The organism is Pseudomonas sp. GW821-FHT10C09, assembly GCF_059415465.1.
This window is the reverse complement of the sequence record NZ_JBWKNG010000009.1, coordinates 204,785-219,606: the sequence shown is the minus strand read 5'-3', so window position 1 is coordinate 219,606 and position 14,822 is coordinate 204,785. Positions and strand designations below refer to the sequence as shown.

Genomic DNA, 14,822 nt, shown 5'->3' with positions numbered 1-14,822 from the left:
ATCGAAATTGATTGGGGTGAAGCCGAGTGCTCTAACCCGGCATCTGGACGCAACCCCCTGTGGCGAGGGAGCTTGCTCCCGTTGGGCTGCGAAGCAGCCCCAAAACCAGCTACCGAGTTTATTCAGGCAAACCGCGGCTACCGGATTGCGACTGCTGCGCAATCGAGCGGGAGCAAGCTCCCTCGCCACAAGTCGTGCGTGGCTCAGCATTGGGTTAACCATCGAAGTCACCCAAGTTGATATTCAGGCGCCCGAGGCGGTACAGCAGCGTGCGCCGTGGCAGGCCGAGTTCGCGGGCGGCCAGGGTCTGGTTGCCGTCGTTTTTGCGCAGGCAATCGAGCAGCAGGCTGCGCTCGACCTGCTCCAGGCGTTCGCGCAGGTTCAGGCTGTTGTCTTCCGGCATGGCTTCCATGCGCAGGGAGAAATGCTCGGCCAGCAATTCGCCGCCCTCGCACAACAGAACAGCACGTTCGACCAGGCCTTTAAGTTCGCGCACGTTGCCGGGGAAGGCATACCCGGACAGGTGATCCAGCGCCGCGTCGGACCAACGCACCGCATCGCGTTGCAAGAACGAGCAGGCCTTTTCAGCAAAGTGCCGGGCCAGGTCGAGGATGTCGCCTTCGCGCTGACGCAGGGCCGGCAACTCGATCGGGAATTGCGCGAGGCGGTAGTACAAGTCCTCGCGGAACTTGCCTTCGCTGACCAGCACCGACAAATCCCGGTGCGTCGCGGCAATGATGCGCACGTCGATTTTGTGGGTGTCGTTGGAACCCAGTGGACGGATCTCGCCTTCCTGCAACACGCGCAGCAATTTGGCTTGCAGCGACAGCGGCATGTCGCCGATTTCATCGAGCAGCAAGGTGCCGCCGTTGGCCGCGTCGAACAGCCCGGCGCGGTCGCGGTCAGCGCCGGTGAAGGCGCCTTTGCGGTAGCCGAAGAGTTCGCTTTCCAGCAGGTTCTCGGGGAACGCCGCGCAGTTCTGCACGATGAACGCCTGGGAGCGGCGCGGTCCGCAATCGTGAATGGCCCGCGCGACCACTTCCTTGCCGGTACCGGTTTCGCCGCGCAACAGCACGGTGTACGGGCTGTGCAGGACTTTGCTGATCAGCGAATAGGTCTGGCGCATGGCCGAGCTCTTGCCGATCAAGCCATAACCGCTGGCACTCGGCACACTGACCGGCGCTGGCCGCGAAACACCGCTCGGCTGACGCAAACGTTGCAGCAGGTGCAGTTGGCCGAGCACGAACGAGCCGAGCTGACCGAGGGAATCGGCAAAACCTTGCAGGTCGATGTGCCGGCGACTGGCGCACAGCAGCAAGCCTTCAACCGACTTCTGCTGATTGACCAACGGCACGCATAGCAACGACTGCCAAGGCGTGGCCTGGGGCGGCAGGAAACTGGTTTCGTGCAGGCTGCCGCTGAGTTCGCTGAGGCTCACCACGCGGTTCTGGCACAAGGCGAATTGCAGCAGTTGTTCACCGTTGTAATCCGCCGGCAGGCTCGCCGCTTCCCGGGGTTGCAGGATGCCGTTCAGGCATTCGGCATTCATCCCCAGGCAAGTGTGGGTCGCGTCCAGCAAGTACAGCTGCGTCAGTTCGCAACCGCTGAGCTCGGCCAGACCGCGCACGAAGTCACCCAGCAGCGCAGCACCGTCCGCCGCGCGCGACAGGCTGGCGAATTGCGCCAGCAAGGCTTCGGCATAGACCAGCGGTTGCGGCACTTGAGTGAACATCACACCCACCTCAGGCGAACTCGCAGGTCACGCTGGCGTCACCGTCGAGCGTGGCATGCACACGCTTGAGGCTTTCACCGGTGGCCATCGCGTCGAGCAAACGGTCGGCCACCAGCGGCAGCACGTGCAGGTCGAGCAAGTGGTCGATCAGGCGCGCGCCGCTGTCGCTTTGGGTGCAGCGCTCGGCCAAGTGATCGACGAGGTTCTGGCAGTAAGTGAAATCCAGCTGACGACGGTTCAGGCGCTCGCCCAAACGGCCGAGTTTGATTTCGATCAGCTCGCGCAACACCGGGCCGCCGACCGGGTAGTAAGGCACCACACGCATGCGCGCCAACAGCGCCGGTTTGAAGTGTTTGCTGAGGACCGGGCGGATGGTTTCTTCGAGTACTTCGGCGGTCGGTCGTGCGCCGTTTTCACAGAGCTCGCTGATGCGGTCGCTGCCCAGGTTCGAGGTCATCAGGATCAACGTGTTGCGGAAATCGATCTCGCGCCCTTCGCCGTCGTTGGCCACGCCTTTGTCGAAGATTTGGTAGAACAGGTTGAGCACGTCCGGGTCAGCTTTTTCCACTTCATCGAGCAGCACGACGGAGTACGGCTTCTGGCGCACGGCTTCGGTGAGCATGCCGCCCTCGCCATAACCGACGTAACCCGGTGGCGCACCGATCAGGCGCGAGACGGTGTGCTTCTCCTGGAACTCGGACATGTTGATGGTGGTGATGAAACGATCACCGCCGTAGAGCAAATCAGCCAGGGCCAGCGCGGTTTCGGTTTTGCCGACGCCGCTCGGGCCGACCAGCAGGAAAACGCCCACTGGCGCGTCCGGTTTGTTCAGGCCGGCAGCAGTGGCGCGCATCGAGCGGTCCAGTGCGTGAACGGCTTGCTCCTGACCACGGATGCGCGTGCGCAGGTCGGTGGCGAAGCTCGCGACCTTGGCGTTGTGCTCGCGGGCCAGTTGCGCCAAGGGCACGCCGGTCCAGGCGCTGATCACTTCGGCGACCAGACGCGGGCACACTTCGAAGCTCACCAGACGTTCTTTGACCTGCGCCTCGGTCAGGGCTTTGTGAGTGTCGTTCAACGCGGCTTCCAGCGATGCGACGCTTTGCGCTTCGTCGACCGGCAGGGTTTCGATCACGGTACCTTCGGCGTCTTCTTCAACGCTGATGGTCGGTTCGACGGCAGCGGCTTCACGCGCCTTGGCCAGTTGCTGGCGCAGGTCCAGCAGGCGTTCGGCCAATGCCTTCTGTTCGGTCCACAGGGTTTCCAGCGCAGCCCTCTCGTCTTCAGCTTCTTCCAGCCGCGCTTCCAGTGCGTCCAGCGCTTCGTGATCGATCAGCAAACCGGCTTCGGCATCGCGGCGCAGGGCCTGACGTTGGCGACCGCCTTCAGCCAGTTCGCCACGCAGGCGTTCAAGGCTTTCCGGAGCGGCAGCGAGGCTGATGCGCACGCGGGCGCACGCGGTGTCGAGTACGTCGACGGCTTTGTCCGGCAGTTGGCGACCGGCGAGGTAACGGGCAGACAGTTCGGCAGCGGAGACGACGGCGTCATCGCGCAGGTAAATGCCGTGACTCTTCTCATACACCTGAGCCAGACCACGAAGGATGGTCACCGCTTCGCTGACGGTCGGTTCGTGCAGTTGCACCGGTTGGAAACGACGGGCCAGCGCCGGGTCTTTCTCGAAGTATTTTTTGTACTCCGCCCAAGTGGTCGCCGCGATGGTGCGCAGTTCCCCACGGGCCAGCGCCGGTTTCAGCAGGTTGGCCGCGTCGGAACCGCCGGCATTGCCGCCTGCGCCGATCAGCGTGTGGGCTTCGTCGATGAACAGGATGATCGGTTTCGGCGAGGCTTTGACTTCGTCGATCACGCCCTTGAGGCGACGTTCGAATTCACCTTTGACGCTGGCGCCGGCCTGCAACAGGCCCATGTCCAGCGACAGCAATTCGACGCCTTTCAGGACTTGCGGCACTTCCCCGGCGGCGATGCGCGAGGCCAGACCTTCGACGATCGCGGTTTTACCCACACCGGCTTCACCGACCACAATCGGGTTGTTCTTGCGGCGACGGGCAAGGATGTCGACCATCTGCCGGATCGCGCCATCGCGGCACAGCACCGGGTCGAGTTTGCCGTCGCGGGCCTGTTGGGTCAGGTTGTGCGTGAAGCGTTGCAGCAGCGATTCGCCCGGCACGGCGGGTTTGCCGGTGGCCGGTTGTTCTTTCTGCGACAGGGCAAATTCTTTCAGGCGATCAATGTTCAACTTGGCCAGCAACGCCTGGTAGCGGCTGCCGGCGTAACGCATCGGGTTGCGCAGCAGGGCGAGGATCAGCGCAGCCTGTTCGACCTGGGTCTGGCCCAGTTCGAGGTTGGCCACCAGCATCGCATCCTGCAGCCATTGCACCAGCTCCGGGGCAAACACCGGGTTGCGCGACGCGCTGTGTTCGACCCGCGATTGCAGGGCGGCGCTCAGTTCACCGGCATCCACTTCGGCATCTTGCAGCGCGCGTGCGAGCAGGCCTTGCGGACGCTCCAGCAGGCCCAGCAGCAAGTCTTCGACGAGGATCTTGCTGCCGCCACGGGCGACGCAGCGTTCGGCAGAACTTTCCAGGTCACGACGGGTTTCGGCGTCCAGCGCCTGGATAAGTTGTTGCAGGTCTACGTTGATCATTGGTCATCTGTCCTTAATGAATTTTGCTGCCCAGGGTCACCACGCCGTCCGCTTTTTCGCGGCCGAGCCAACTGGTCCATCCCAGGCGACAGGCGTTCTGCTCACCGATGCGCAGTTCGCGGATTTCTTCCTGGCGCAACACCAGGCGAATGTCGTAATCGAGCGGGTCACGCAGGGTGAAACGCACCAGTGCGCACAACGGCTGGTAGCCGAAACCGATGGGCAGGAATTCGTGAAAGCGTTGCCAGTCGAGTTCGCGGATGTGAATGCGGAATTTGCCGCTGCGGTCGCGCACGTGTTCGCCCAGCACCAGGTCTTCGCCGAGCAGGCTGTTGGCGCGGCCCAAACGATTGCGCTGCTCGTCGAGGATTTCCACGCGGCGCTCGATGCACTGCTCGATGGTCAGCTCGGCGTGCTTGAAGTAGTAGCGCAGCACCGCTTCGATCAACGCCGCCGAGTGCGCCCGCAAACTGAGCAAGCCGAGGTACGGCAGCAGGCGTTTCCAATTCAGTTCGCCGGCCTTGCGGATCTCTTCGCCACCCAGGCCAATCAACGCAAACAATTGCGAAGAAAACGGGTCGAGCGCACCGCTCTCGAAGCTTGCGCGGTAGCGGTATTTGCGCCAGATCGGCAGCATCAGCCGTTGCAGGCGATGGTGGAACAGGTCGAGGAAGTTGCGGGTCGGGTTGCCGTCTTCGCTGTCGCCCAAGGCCTGTTCGCCGTAGAACGCCGGCAGCGGCGAACCGGAACCGACCAGGCCAATCAGGTTGAAACGCAGGCGCGCGCGCATCTGCCCGTGCTCGTGGAAAAACTCCACGCGATCGACATCGCTGCCAGGGAAACCCAGGCTCGGGTTGGCCTGGAATTCCAGCTGGTCGTACAGATCGTCCTGACTCAGGTGCGGGTGGGCCTCGCGCAGCCGGTCAACCACCAGCAGCACGGCCTGAAACAGCGAGTACTCGCGTATTCCTCGGGTCAGACCGCTTAAAGCAGCGGCTGAAGGCCCATACGTGGTGTCCATTGGTACACCTCTCCCTGTGTGCTTTTTACCCGCAGCTCGTGGTACGAATTGAGACTGGCGTAAAGCGCGAAAAACTCGTTAAGAACCGAAGCGAACACGAACAGGTCGCCTTCGCCGATGTAGCCTTCCGGGTCGATGGTCAGCTCGGTGCGCAATCCGCGCACCGGCAAGCCGCGATGCAGGCGGTCGACGTGTTGGTGTTTGATCGATTTGAGGCCGCCGAGCAGGCGTTTGCTGACCTTCTCCGCGTGCTGGTCGTAGTAGCGCGGCAGGTCGTAGGTTTCGAGAATCACCTTCAACGCATTGACGTCGGCCAACGACAGGTAGTTAAGCGACATGTTGCTGATCAGCTTCCACAGGAAGTCGCGATTCAGCGGCGGCGCATAACTCGGGGTCGCCGGGGTGATGTTGCGGAAACTGAGGAACTCCGGCGTCTCTTCACAGGCCTGGCTGATGTCGCCAAGCTTGAGTTTCTTCGGCAGGTTCTGGTTGGTGCACATCAGCTCGATCGACAGGGTTTCATGGGCTTCGGTGTGGCGGATGCCGAAGCTCAAGTAAGTGTCGAGGCCGTCGTGCAGCAGCGATGAACGCTGACGAATGCTGTAGTGCGGACGGCTGGTGGGCACGTCGAAACTCGGGTCGTGCTCGAAGGATTCGAACGGCACGTATTCCTGATAGCCGAGGCCGCCGGGCTTCCAGCCGGTGACGCTTTCCACGGAAAACACACCGCAGTTTTCCAGGTCGTACTCGGCGGGCAACAGCAGGTATTCGTCCTGCTTGCCGTCGAGGCGAATCGGCAACGCATCGTGCTTGAACAGGTTGACGATGGGCGTGCAATACAGCTTCACGTTGTCCAGGGTCGGACGCATGCGCATGATGCCGCTCTTGCGAATATCGAAGCGCAACTCCAGGCCGCGCATCTGCTTCAGCGTGTCTTCCGGCAGCGCCTTGAGCAGGTCCAGACCATTGACGTCGACGAACAGGAACTTGTCCTGGAAGGCGAAATACTCTTGCAGGTAGCGGTAGCCACGGAAGGTGTTCAGCGGGTACGGAATCAACGCTTCTTCTTCGGCAAAACCCACCGGTTGCACCCGGTCGCCGGGCATCTTGAACGCCATCGGTGTGCCGTTGACGCCATTGATTGGCTTGCCGGCGCCATCCAGCGGAATCAACTCGATACCTTCCAGATTGCGCAACAGGCTCAAGTACAGCATCTGGCTGATGTAACGCTCGCCGGCGAAGTGCAGCCGCAGGCGACTCAATTCCAGCTCACCGAGATGACCGTCGGCGCTCATCTCCAGGCGCAGGCTCAGCAACGATCCGTCGCCCTTCACCGAGTACGTCAGCGCGGCCAGATCCAGCGCCTGGACTTCGGTCGGGTAGCACGTGCGGAAACGGCAACGCACGTCTTCAATCGGAACGCTTTCAATCGGTGTATCACGATCGACCTTCAGCGCCGGGCCGGAACGCTTGAGCGGGTCGAACTGCAAAATGCTGAACGCCGGCAGCGGCCGCATGTAGTTGGGCCACAGCAGTTGCATCAGCGAATGGCTGAGCTCAGGGAGTTCGTCGTCGAGCTTCTGCCGCAGGCGACCGGTCAGGAATGCAAAACCTTCCAGCAACCGCTCCACGTCCGGATCCCGCCCGGCCTGGCCGAGGAAAGGCGCCAACGCTGGACTACGTTCGGCGAAACGGCGGCCTAACTGGCGCAGTGCGGTGAGTTCGCTTTGGTAGTAGTGGTTAAAGGACACTGGGTACCTTCCTGGTGGTGGATCTCATGAATAAAACGTCCTGTAGAGCGCTACCGTCAGACCCGCACAGACGTAGCCGGCGATCAGGAGGTACGGCACGATCAGGATCCAGCCGTAGGCCATGTAAGAGTCACTTAGCTGCCCGGCGACCAGACTGAACAAGCCATAAAGCATCCATGGCACGGCGTAGAACGGAATGAACTTCAACGGCGCCAACCAGACCATCCGCAGCGCTTGTTGCTCGCTACGGTTCTTGGCGGATCGAGAAGTCCACAGCGAAAACATCAACAGACCGGGGATGCCCCACCACAACAGGCACACCCAATGGGTCTCGGATGAATCGAACGTGGAGTACTCGCCAATCCACAGGCCATAGGAAAAAATCGCCAGCACCGCCAGCAATGGCCACCACAAGGCAACCATGAAGAAACTCAGTTGCGCTCGGCTAAGCATGGTCGGCCCCCGACGCGAGCTTCGAGGCGTTTGCGCCAACTACTTTGCGCTTGTACCAGCCATCCAGCCCGGTGCTGAGAAGGATCGCCGTCAAGGTGAATATTCCTTGGCCGATGCCATAGAGCAGCGCCCGTAGCGGATGATGCGGCAGCATCCACAGGAGAATTAGTCCTACCCAGATCGCCCACAGGATCAACTTCACACGTAGCACAGGAATCAGCGCCAGCACCGCGTTGAAGACAAGGAAAAACTCGTAGAGGAATTTGCTGGTAAGACGAATGTTCACGCCACGGGAGGTCAAGCCGCCGTAGGTCGAGATGTACCAGTCGGCCGCGAAGTTATTCAGGAACGCGTAACCCACACAGAAAACACTGTGGATCAACAGGCAGCAGACGATGCGGGCCAGCATGTTCATGCGGGACGCACCGAGGAGTAACAGCTGCCCACGATTTCGATGGCCACCAATGAAATCAGGACCATGAACGTCAGCGAGCGATGCAGCCATGACTGACGCAGTCGCTTGCTGATCACCGTGACAATCAGCAGAAAACTCAAGATCGCGATGCCGCCGAACAGATTGCTGTCGGCGATGTACATCAGATACATGCGCATCTCGTCCGATACGTCGATCATGGGCAAAAGGCTCCATCCTCGAGGGTCCAGCTGCGCTGATAACCATCACGTTCACGTTTGACGGATTGCAGGGCGCAGAAATGGAGATGAGGCCCGACCTCTTTTTGCTGTTCTTTTTGCTCGTCCATGATTACCGGTCTCTCGCTTTTTCAGGCGTCATCGCCGTGCTGGTGTGTAGATAAAGTTGTTCGCCGTCAAACCCTGTAATACCGGCAGCATCGCCAGCAGCCCAATGGAGCTCAGGAAAGCGATAAGCAAAGTAATGGACAGGCGCTTTTTATCCGTGCACCGGCACAACTCCCCCTCCCTAGTGAGCCTGGACATCAGATCTCCAGAACCTTGTGTGGGGTGTTGCTGATAAATATGCTCAATACACTTCCCCTCCAATCCGACAGTTTGCTTATTCTTTTCCGTCATCTAACGGCGCGCACGCTGTAATACTCCACCCTTCGTACCCGGTTGAAGTTGGATAAATCGCATGACCATTAACCCATTGCGAGCGCTCATCTGTCGTGAATTCATTCTGCCAAAGCAGCCACTCAGACGACTTCAGCAACTCACCGTCAACGTTATACACTCGAAAAAACGCTTCACTAGTGAAAAGCTTTACAAATTTCCCAGCGACGCCAAAATTAGAATACTTCGGTATATACGAATTAATATAACAAGTTTTAGCTTCATTCCAAGTCGTGGAATAAACTTCCGCCGTAACGGCAGCCCCATGCTTAATGTATAGCCAAACGGAAACAGGCGCGCCTACAAGCAATATCAGCACCAACAAATACGACATTTTTTTCATAATCACTTAGACCCAGAGCGAGATAGGTACTCTTCAAAATCGATAGGACCAAGATGAATTATAAAAGACACGTCATACAACTTGACCGTCGTATAAATCATCATATCACCACCCTTCCCGTTCACTTGCCGATATTTATTAAAGTGCCCATTCGTCACTTTGTGATATTCGACTCCGGCTTTTTCAATCAATGCAGGCTCGGCAAAATAGTCAATCGGACCGGGCCGGGTTACCCCTTCAGGCGCCCAATAGCCCAATAATTGATCGTCCCCGGCATTGAGAAAGTCGTAAGTATCCCGAACGTAAAGGCCAACCTGCTCTATTTCTATTGCCGGAAAGCCATGATCGTTTTGAATAGTGCGAAATTTAGTTGCCGCGACTTTTACGACGAAAGTCCCTAAAGCGCCGTATACGTCATCCAACGCATCCGTAGCCTTTTCCCAATCTTTAGCCCCGAACCTAATCAAATTAAATTGGGATATATCCTCCAACTCAATAGCTGTTTTATCACTGTAATCCAAGTATGAGCTTTTTAGCTTCTTTGACTTTGCATCCAGCAAGCCAAGTCGCTGGAGTCGCGTCATCAATACGATCAGCCCTTTAGAAAGCTCGTCGAGCGAACCTTTTACTCTACCGGCACTTCCGTTAAATTCTGATGTTGATGATAGCTCAGCAATATACTCATCAACTTTTGGCTTTACACGCTTCGACCCAGTAAACAACCACTCAAACGGTATATCAGTTATAAGCTTATCCGCACTCAAGGTACTCGCTGCTATGTCACCTTGCTTAACAGATTTTGGCAACTCATAGGGCTCACCAGCGAACCACTTCCGCATGACACGAGCGGCCACCGTCCAACCCAACTTATCCATAACTTTAGGAATTGAAGAAAGCTGAAAAACCTTAGCTTGAACGCTTTGACCTTCTTTATTCTGAGCTGGAGTCAGAGGAGCTTTGATCGGCGCGGGCATGGAATAAACCTCAGCAAATGGCAATAGAGTTTTGAGGTTCTAAAAGCAACGTAACCCCTTCAGCAATTGAGGAGCCAATTACCGAAGTTTTTCCTTCACTATCCGTGACACCTGTTATTTCTTTTCCTGAGTCCGTGCGGATTGTGTATCCGCGATCCGCTATCGGCGCGCCTGTCTCGGGATCAGTCACAACGAAGTGTTCGGTAAACGGCCACTGAATTTCCACCGGCAACGGAGGAACAAACGGAACCGGCGAATGCGAATTCCCGATAATCACCGTCCCGGACCCGGCCGTAACCTTGTTGCCATGAGTCCCGACGGAATCCACCGTGGCGGCCGGTTTTCCGTTAATCAAAACCGTCGTCGCCAACCCGCCCGACATCGCACCACCACACGCCGAGGCATCGCCTTGGCGGGCGGCCGCGAGGCCGTCGAAGAACACGTCGCCGGAACCGGCGACGATCGGGTTGGTGCCGTGGCCGGGGAGCGGGCAAGCGGTGGGGTCGGATACACGTGCTGCAGGTTTGCCGGACATACGAATCTCCTTAGTTGACCTTCACTTGACCGCTGCCATCCAGGCGCGCGGCGAAACTGACCTGACGCTTGAAACCATCAACTTCCAGCAGGCCTTCGATGCTGAAGGACAGGCGAAGCTGATCGTGGTCACGCGGCAGGGAGATGACATGCACATTGCTCAGGCGTGGCTCGTAGGCCTCGATGAAATTTTCGATGGCCAGACGGGCCTGACTCAGGGAGTCGTGCAGGCTCAGACGCATGTCATTGAGATCGGGTAGCCCGTAATCGGACAGCGTTTGCACGCTGCCCGCACGGGTGCTGAGCATCTTGGCCAGATGGGCAGCCACGGACGCCATGGCGGAAACCTCGCGGCTCCAGCCGACGCGTTTGTCCGCGTCGCCACCCAGGCGTTCGAAAAGGCTGCCGTATCCAGTCATGAGTTAGGCTCCGCTTACTCTTTGTCCAGCTTGCCAACCAACGACAGGGTGAAATCGGCACCCATGTACTTGAAGTGCGGGCGCACGTTCAGGCTGACGCGGTACCAGCCAGGCTCGCCTTCGACATCGCTGACGATGATCTGGGCAGCGCGCAGTGGACGACGGCCACGGACTTCGGCGCTCGGGTTTTCCTGGTCGGCCACGTACTGGCGGATCCACTTGTTGAGTTCCAGCTCGAGGTCGGTACGTTCTTTCCACGAACCGAGTTGCTCGCGCTGCAGCACTTTCAAGTAGTGAGCCAGGCGGTTGACGATCATCATGTACGGCAGTTGGGTGCCGAGTTTGTAGTTCAGCTCTGCAGCCTTGCCTTCTGCGCTGATGCCGAAGAACTTCGGTTTCTGCACCGAGCTTGCGGAGAAGAACGCCGCGTTGTCGGAGCCTTTGCGCATGGTCAGGGAGATGAAGCCTTCCTCGGCCAGTTCGTATTCACGACGGTCGCTAACCAATACTTCCGTAGGAATCTTGGTTTCGATTTCGCCCATGCTTTCGAAGTGGTGCAACGGCAGGTCTTCCACCGCGCCACCGCTTTGCGGGCCGATGATGTTCGGGCACCAGCGGAACTTGGCGAAGCTGTCGGTCAGCTTGGTGCCGAACGCGTAGGCCGTGTTGCCCCACAGGTAGTGCTCGTGGCTGTTGGCGACGGTTTCTTTGTACACGAACGATTTGACCGGGTTGTCTTCCGGGTCGTACGGGTTACGCAGCAGGAAACGCGGCACGGTCAGGCCAACGTAACGGGAGTCTTCCGACTGGCGGAAGCTCTGCCATTTGGCGAATTGCGGGCCTTCGAAGTGATCTTTCAGATCCTTCAGGTCCGGCAGGCCGGTGAAGCTTTCCAGGCCGAAGAATTTCGGGCCGGCCGCGGCAATGAACGGCGCGTGGGACATGCAGGCAACGCTGGACACGTACTGCATCAGTTTCACGTCCGGCGAGCTTGGGGACATGAAGTAGTTGGCGATGATCGCGCCCACAGGCTGACCACCGAACTGGCCGTATTCAGCGGTGTAGATGTGCTTGTACAGGCCCGACTGCATCACTTCCGGCGAATCTTCGAAGTCGTCCAGCAGGTCGTCCTTGGAGACGTTGAGGATTTCGATCTTGATGTTTTCGCGGAAGTTGGTGCGGTCGACCAGCAACTGCAGGCCACGCCACGACGATTCCAGGGACTGGAAGTCCGGGTGGTGCAGGATTTCGTCCATCTGACGGCTGAGCTTGGCATCGATCTCGGCGATCATGCGGTCAACCATGGCTTTCTTGACCGGCTCACCGTTGTTCTGCGGCTTGAGCAGCTCTTCGATGAAGGCCGACACACCGCGCTTGGCGATGTCGTAGGCTTCGTCGTCCGGGGTCAGGCGGGTTTCGGCGATGATGCTGTCGAGAATGCTGTATTCGCCGTTCTCGTTGCTCTTTTGCTGTGCTGCGCTAGTGCTCATTGTCTTGGCTTCCTTGGCTGATGGGGGCTCAGGCTTCCTGGGCTGCGGCGTTCAGGCCCAGCTCACCCAGTACGCGACCGCGGGATTCGTCGTCGGCGAGCACGCCTTCGATGGCTTTGCGGAACGCAGGCGCGTTACCCAGCGGGCCTTTGAGGGCCACCAGCGCGTCGCGCAGTTCCATCAGTTTTTTCAGCTCAGGCACTTGCTCGACCAGGCTGGCCGGGTTGAAGTCCTTCATCGAGTTGACGCGCAGTTTCACGGCCAGTTCTTCAGTGTCGCTTTCTTCCTGAAGACGGTTCGGTACGCTCAGTGTCAGGCTCAGCTCTTGCTTGGCCAGCACCTCGTCGAAGGTCATCTTGTCGATGCTGATCGGCTTGCGATCTTCGACTTTGCGTTCGTCCTTGCGGTGGGTGTAGTCACCGATTGCCAGTAGTTTCAACGGCAGTTCGATCTCTTCCTGTGCACCACCGGTGGCAGGTTTGAAAGTGACGTTGATGCGTTCCTTGGGGGCTACCGAGCCTTCTTTGGCCATGGCTTTTCTCCTTGCGGTTGTGGCCCGGGGGCCTATTCGAGTACCACTTCGAGATCGAGGTGGCACAGCCTGCGATAAATCTCTTCCTTGCGTTCACGTACGGCATGGTTTTGCGGCAACAACTCGCAGCAGCTATGCAGTAAATGCAGCACTTCCAGCGCAAGATTGGGCTCCCAGGCGTTCAGGCCTGAGTCCTGTAATGTTTGGTCCAGTGTTTCGAGTTGGGTCTTGGCCAGTTCGTATTTCTTCGCCATGAAGCACAGCCGCGCGAGGGCGAACTGCCAGAAGAATCGAACGCGTCCGCCCTGAGCGCTTTGCAGGCCCTGCTTGAGGATTTGCACGGCGGCCTTGAGGCCGTCCTTGCGCAAAATCGGCAGGACTTCTTCGAGGGCCAGCTCCCACGCCGGCTGCGTGTCAGCGACTTCGACCTTGCGTGGCGCGCTGGCGGTTTGCAGGTGCGGCATGACGTTGGCGCTGATCCAGGCGCGCGTGGCCGGATCGGCGAATGGCGCGCCATCGTGGTAACGCAATTCGATGATGCCGGGCAGGCGCTGAATCAAAAGCGCGAAGTGGATTTCCACTTCGCGCATGGCCATCTCGGCATTCAAGGCCTGAAGGCATTCCCACGCCATTCGCTGGCCATCGAACCAGAACGGCGCCTTCGCCAGGCTCGCCTCCAGTTCCACCAGCAGGTCGGCGTATTTCGCCTGGTCGAAACGGTCCTGATAGGCCTTGAGCTTGTCCGCCGGCAAGCCGCGCAGCACGGTGATTTGCTCGGCGTTGCGCTCGGGGACGGCATCGATGGGCAGCCACAGCAACGTGCGATTGAGGCGCAAGGCACGCAGGTCGGTGGCCTTCTGCTTGAGCCACCAGGCACACAACGGCCGCGCGCTCTCTTGCTGGGCACGCAGGGCTTTGTGGGCTTCTTTTTCGTTATCGATCGGTGCGCCGGGGGTGAACAACTGCGTGGCGGCTTGTTTGACCTGGGCGACGGCGGAGCCAACCACACCGGGTTCCGGCTGGTTGTCAGCAGCGCGCTGGACCATGTTTTTCAGGCGGCGGGAGATCGGCAGCAGCAGCGGCGCGTCATCGCCCAAGTGCTCGGTGCAAGCGGCATCGAGGCCTTCAAGGTGTTCGACCAGCCGCCGGAACATCGGCAACTGCTCTTTGATCGCGATGTTTTCGGTCAGCACCTGCTCAAGACGCGGCACCAGCCAACTGATCGCGGCGGAGCGTGTGCGGGCCTTGTTCGGGTGGACTTCGGCCCAGTGATTTTCTGATAAATGGTGCAGCAAACCGAGGCCGGCCAGCAGTCCTTGAAACGACTCACGCTGGTACAGAGCCCAGGTCAGCCAGGCGCCAACGCGCAAATCCTTGGATTGGGTACGCAGCAGGTTTTCGCTGGTTTCACGGATTTTCAGCCAATCGATCTGACCGCTTTCGTGCATGGACGAGGCTTTTGCCAGCTCGCTTTCCAGGGCTTCATATTCGCTTGAAAAGCGAACGTCCTCGCCCGCGAAATTCTCTTTGGAAACAGAGACTTTTGCGAGTTCGAGATAATGCGCGGAAAGTTTGCTTGAGTAGGACATCCATGGCCTTTATTTAGGATTACGGTCATACGCCAAAAGGATATTCCAGCGGCGAGGGACAGTATCAAAGAGCTGCGATGAGTCTCATCCAATTGAGTTCGTGCTCTTTCAAGTGCGCGCATCGTAATCACAATGATGGCCACTAGCAAGCATCTGATTAAACAACAAGACGAACAGTTGTTTATTGACCGTAGGAGAAATCCCTATATGTGTAGGGGGATCCCCTGATGTCGTTT

14 protein-coding genes are annotated in these 14,822 nt (G+C 58.8%); all 14 read right to left on the bottom strand.

The window, feature by feature from the left end; genetic code table 11:
• Positions 1-214: 214 nt before the first annotated feature.
• Positions 215-1,732, bottom strand: a complete 1,518-nt coding sequence (locus AC07N8_RS11785; RefSeq protein WP_027926320.1) for a sigma-54 interaction domain-containing protein — start codon at positions 1,730-1,732, stop codon at positions 215-217.
• A 10-nt stretch (positions 1,733-1,742) separates the two neighbouring features.
• Complete coding sequence (tssH, locus tag AC07N8_RS11780) at positions 1,743-4,391, bottom strand: type VI secretion system ATPase TssH (protein ID WP_493143511.1); 2,649 nt, start codon at positions 4,389-4,391, stop codon at positions 1,743-1,745.
• A 13-nt stretch (positions 4,392-4,404) separates the two neighbouring features.
• Positions 4,405-5,412 (bottom strand): type VI secretion system baseplate subunit TssG, encoded by a 1,008-nt coding sequence (gene tssG / locus AC07N8_RS11775; RefSeq protein WP_483841639.1) that lies wholly within the window; start codon positions 5,410-5,412, stop codon positions 4,405-4,407.
• A complete protein-coding gene (gene tssF / locus AC07N8_RS11770) occupies positions 5,376-7,163 on the bottom strand; it encodes a type VI secretion system baseplate subunit TssF (RefSeq protein ID WP_483841638.1) in 1,788 nt (595 codons plus the stop codon). The genes tssG and tssF overlap by 37 nt, the downstream gene beginning before the upstream one ends.
• A 24-nt stretch (positions 7,164-7,187) precedes the next feature.
• The gene (locus AC07N8_RS11765) at positions 7,188-7,616 is read right to left on the bottom strand and encodes a hypothetical protein (RefSeq protein WP_483841637.1); all 429 of its coding nucleotides are present in this window, start codon (positions 7,614-7,616) and stop codon (positions 7,188-7,190) included.
• Entirely contained in the window at positions 7,609-8,031 is a 423-nt protein-coding gene (locus AC07N8_RS11760) for a hypothetical protein (protein ID WP_483841636.1), read from the bottom strand. Before AC07N8_RS11760 ends, AC07N8_RS11765 begins: the two co-directional genes overlap by 8 nt.
• Positions 8,028-8,249 carry a hypothetical protein gene (locus AC07N8_RS11755; protein ID WP_483841635.1) on the bottom strand — a complete coding sequence of 74 codons (222 nt, stop codon included), beginning with the start codon at positions 8,247-8,249 and terminating at the stop codon, positions 8,028-8,030. The genes AC07N8_RS11760 and AC07N8_RS11755 overlap by 4 nt, the downstream gene beginning before the upstream one ends.
• A 400-nt stretch (positions 8,250-8,649) precedes the next feature.
• Entirely contained in the window at positions 8,650-9,039 is a 390-nt protein-coding gene (locus AC07N8_RS11750; RefSeq protein ID WP_493143515.1) for a hypothetical protein, read from the bottom strand.
• Positions 9,040-9,050: 11 nt separating this feature from the next.
• The gene (locus AC07N8_RS11745; protein ID WP_483841633.1) at positions 9,051-10,022 is read right to left on the bottom strand and encodes a DUF6402 family protein; all 972 of its coding nucleotides are present in this window, start codon (positions 10,020-10,022) and stop codon (positions 9,051-9,053) included.
• 10 nt (positions 10,023-10,032) lie between these two features.
• Positions 10,033-10,557: a PAAR domain-containing protein gene (locus AC07N8_RS11740; RefSeq protein ID WP_483841632.1), complete on the bottom strand. Its 525-nt coding sequence runs from the start codon at positions 10,555-10,557 to the stop codon at positions 10,033-10,035.
• A 10-nt stretch (positions 10,558-10,567) separates the two neighbouring features.
• Positions 10,568-10,975, bottom strand: a complete 408-nt coding sequence (tssE, locus tag AC07N8_RS11735) for a type VI secretion system baseplate subunit TssE (RefSeq protein WP_027926313.1) — start codon at positions 10,973-10,975, stop codon at positions 10,568-10,570.
• Positions 10,976-10,989: 14 nt separating this feature from the next.
• A complete protein-coding gene (tssC, locus tag AC07N8_RS11730) occupies positions 10,990-12,465 on the bottom strand; it encodes a type VI secretion system contractile sheath large subunit (protein WP_027926312.1) in 1,476 nt (491 codons plus the stop codon).
• Between the two features lie 28 nt (positions 12,466-12,493).
• Complete coding sequence (tssB, locus tag AC07N8_RS11725; protein WP_077431016.1) at positions 12,494-12,997, bottom strand: type VI secretion system contractile sheath small subunit; 504 nt, start codon at positions 12,995-12,997, stop codon at positions 12,494-12,496.
• Between the two features lie 32 nt (positions 12,998-13,029).
• A complete protein-coding gene (gene tssA / locus AC07N8_RS11720) occupies positions 13,030-14,586 on the bottom strand; it encodes a type VI secretion system protein TssA (protein WP_493143518.1) in 1,557 nt (518 codons plus the stop codon).
• Positions 14,587-14,822: the final 236 nt, after the last annotated feature.

What these genes read in the sequence shown, in the direction of transcription:
- AC07N8_RS11760 (WP_483841636.1), bottom strand. Translation starts at nt 8,031, where the DNA reads ATGAACATGCTGGCCCGCATCGTCTGCTGCCTGTTGATCCACAGTGTT.
- AC07N8_RS11755 (WP_483841635.1), bottom strand. Translation starts at nt 8,249, where the DNA reads ATGATCGACGTATCGGACGAGATGCGCATGTATCTGATGTACATCGCC.
- tssB (WP_077431016.1), bottom strand. Translation starts at nt 12,997, where the DNA reads ATGGCCAAAGAAGGCTCGGTAGCCCCCAAGGAACGCATCAACGTCACT.
- tssE (WP_027926313.1), bottom strand. Translation starts at nt 10,975, where the DNA reads ATGACTGGATACGGCAGCCTTTTCGAACGCCTGGGTGGCGACGCGGAC.
- tssC (WP_027926312.1), bottom strand. Translation starts at nt 12,465, where the DNA reads ATGAGCACTAGCGCAGCACAGCAAAAGAGCAACGAGAACGGCGAATAC.
- AC07N8_RS11785 (WP_027926320.1), bottom strand. Translation starts at nt 1,732, where the DNA reads ATGTTCACTCAAGTGCCGCAACCGCTGGTCTATGCCGAAGCCTTGCTG.
- tssG (WP_483841639.1), bottom strand. Translation starts at nt 5,412, where the DNA reads ATGGACACCACGTATGGGCCTTCAGCCGCTGCTTTAAGCGGTCTGACC.
- AC07N8_RS11750 (WP_493143515.1), bottom strand. Translation starts at nt 9,039, where the DNA reads ATGTCGTATTTGTTGGTGCTGATATTGCTTGTAGGCGCGCCTGTTTCC.
- tssA (WP_493143518.1), bottom strand. Translation starts at nt 14,586, where the DNA reads ATGTCCTACTCAAGCAAACTTTCCGCGCATTATCTCGAACTCGCAAAA.
- AC07N8_RS11765 (WP_483841637.1), bottom strand. Translation starts at nt 7,616, where the DNA reads ATGCTTAGCCGAGCGCAACTGAGTTTCTTCATGGTTGCCTTGTGGTGG.
- AC07N8_RS11745 (WP_483841633.1), bottom strand. Translation starts at nt 10,022, where the DNA reads ATGCCCGCGCCGATCAAAGCTCCTCTGACTCCAGCTCAGAATAAAGAA.
- AC07N8_RS11740 (WP_483841632.1), bottom strand. Translation starts at nt 10,557, where the DNA reads ATGTCCGGCAAACCTGCAGCACGTGTATCCGACCCCACCGCTTGCCCG.
- tssH (WP_493143511.1), bottom strand. Translation starts at nt 4,391, where the DNA reads ATGATCAACGTAGACCTGCAACAACTTATCCAGGCGCTGGACGCCGAA.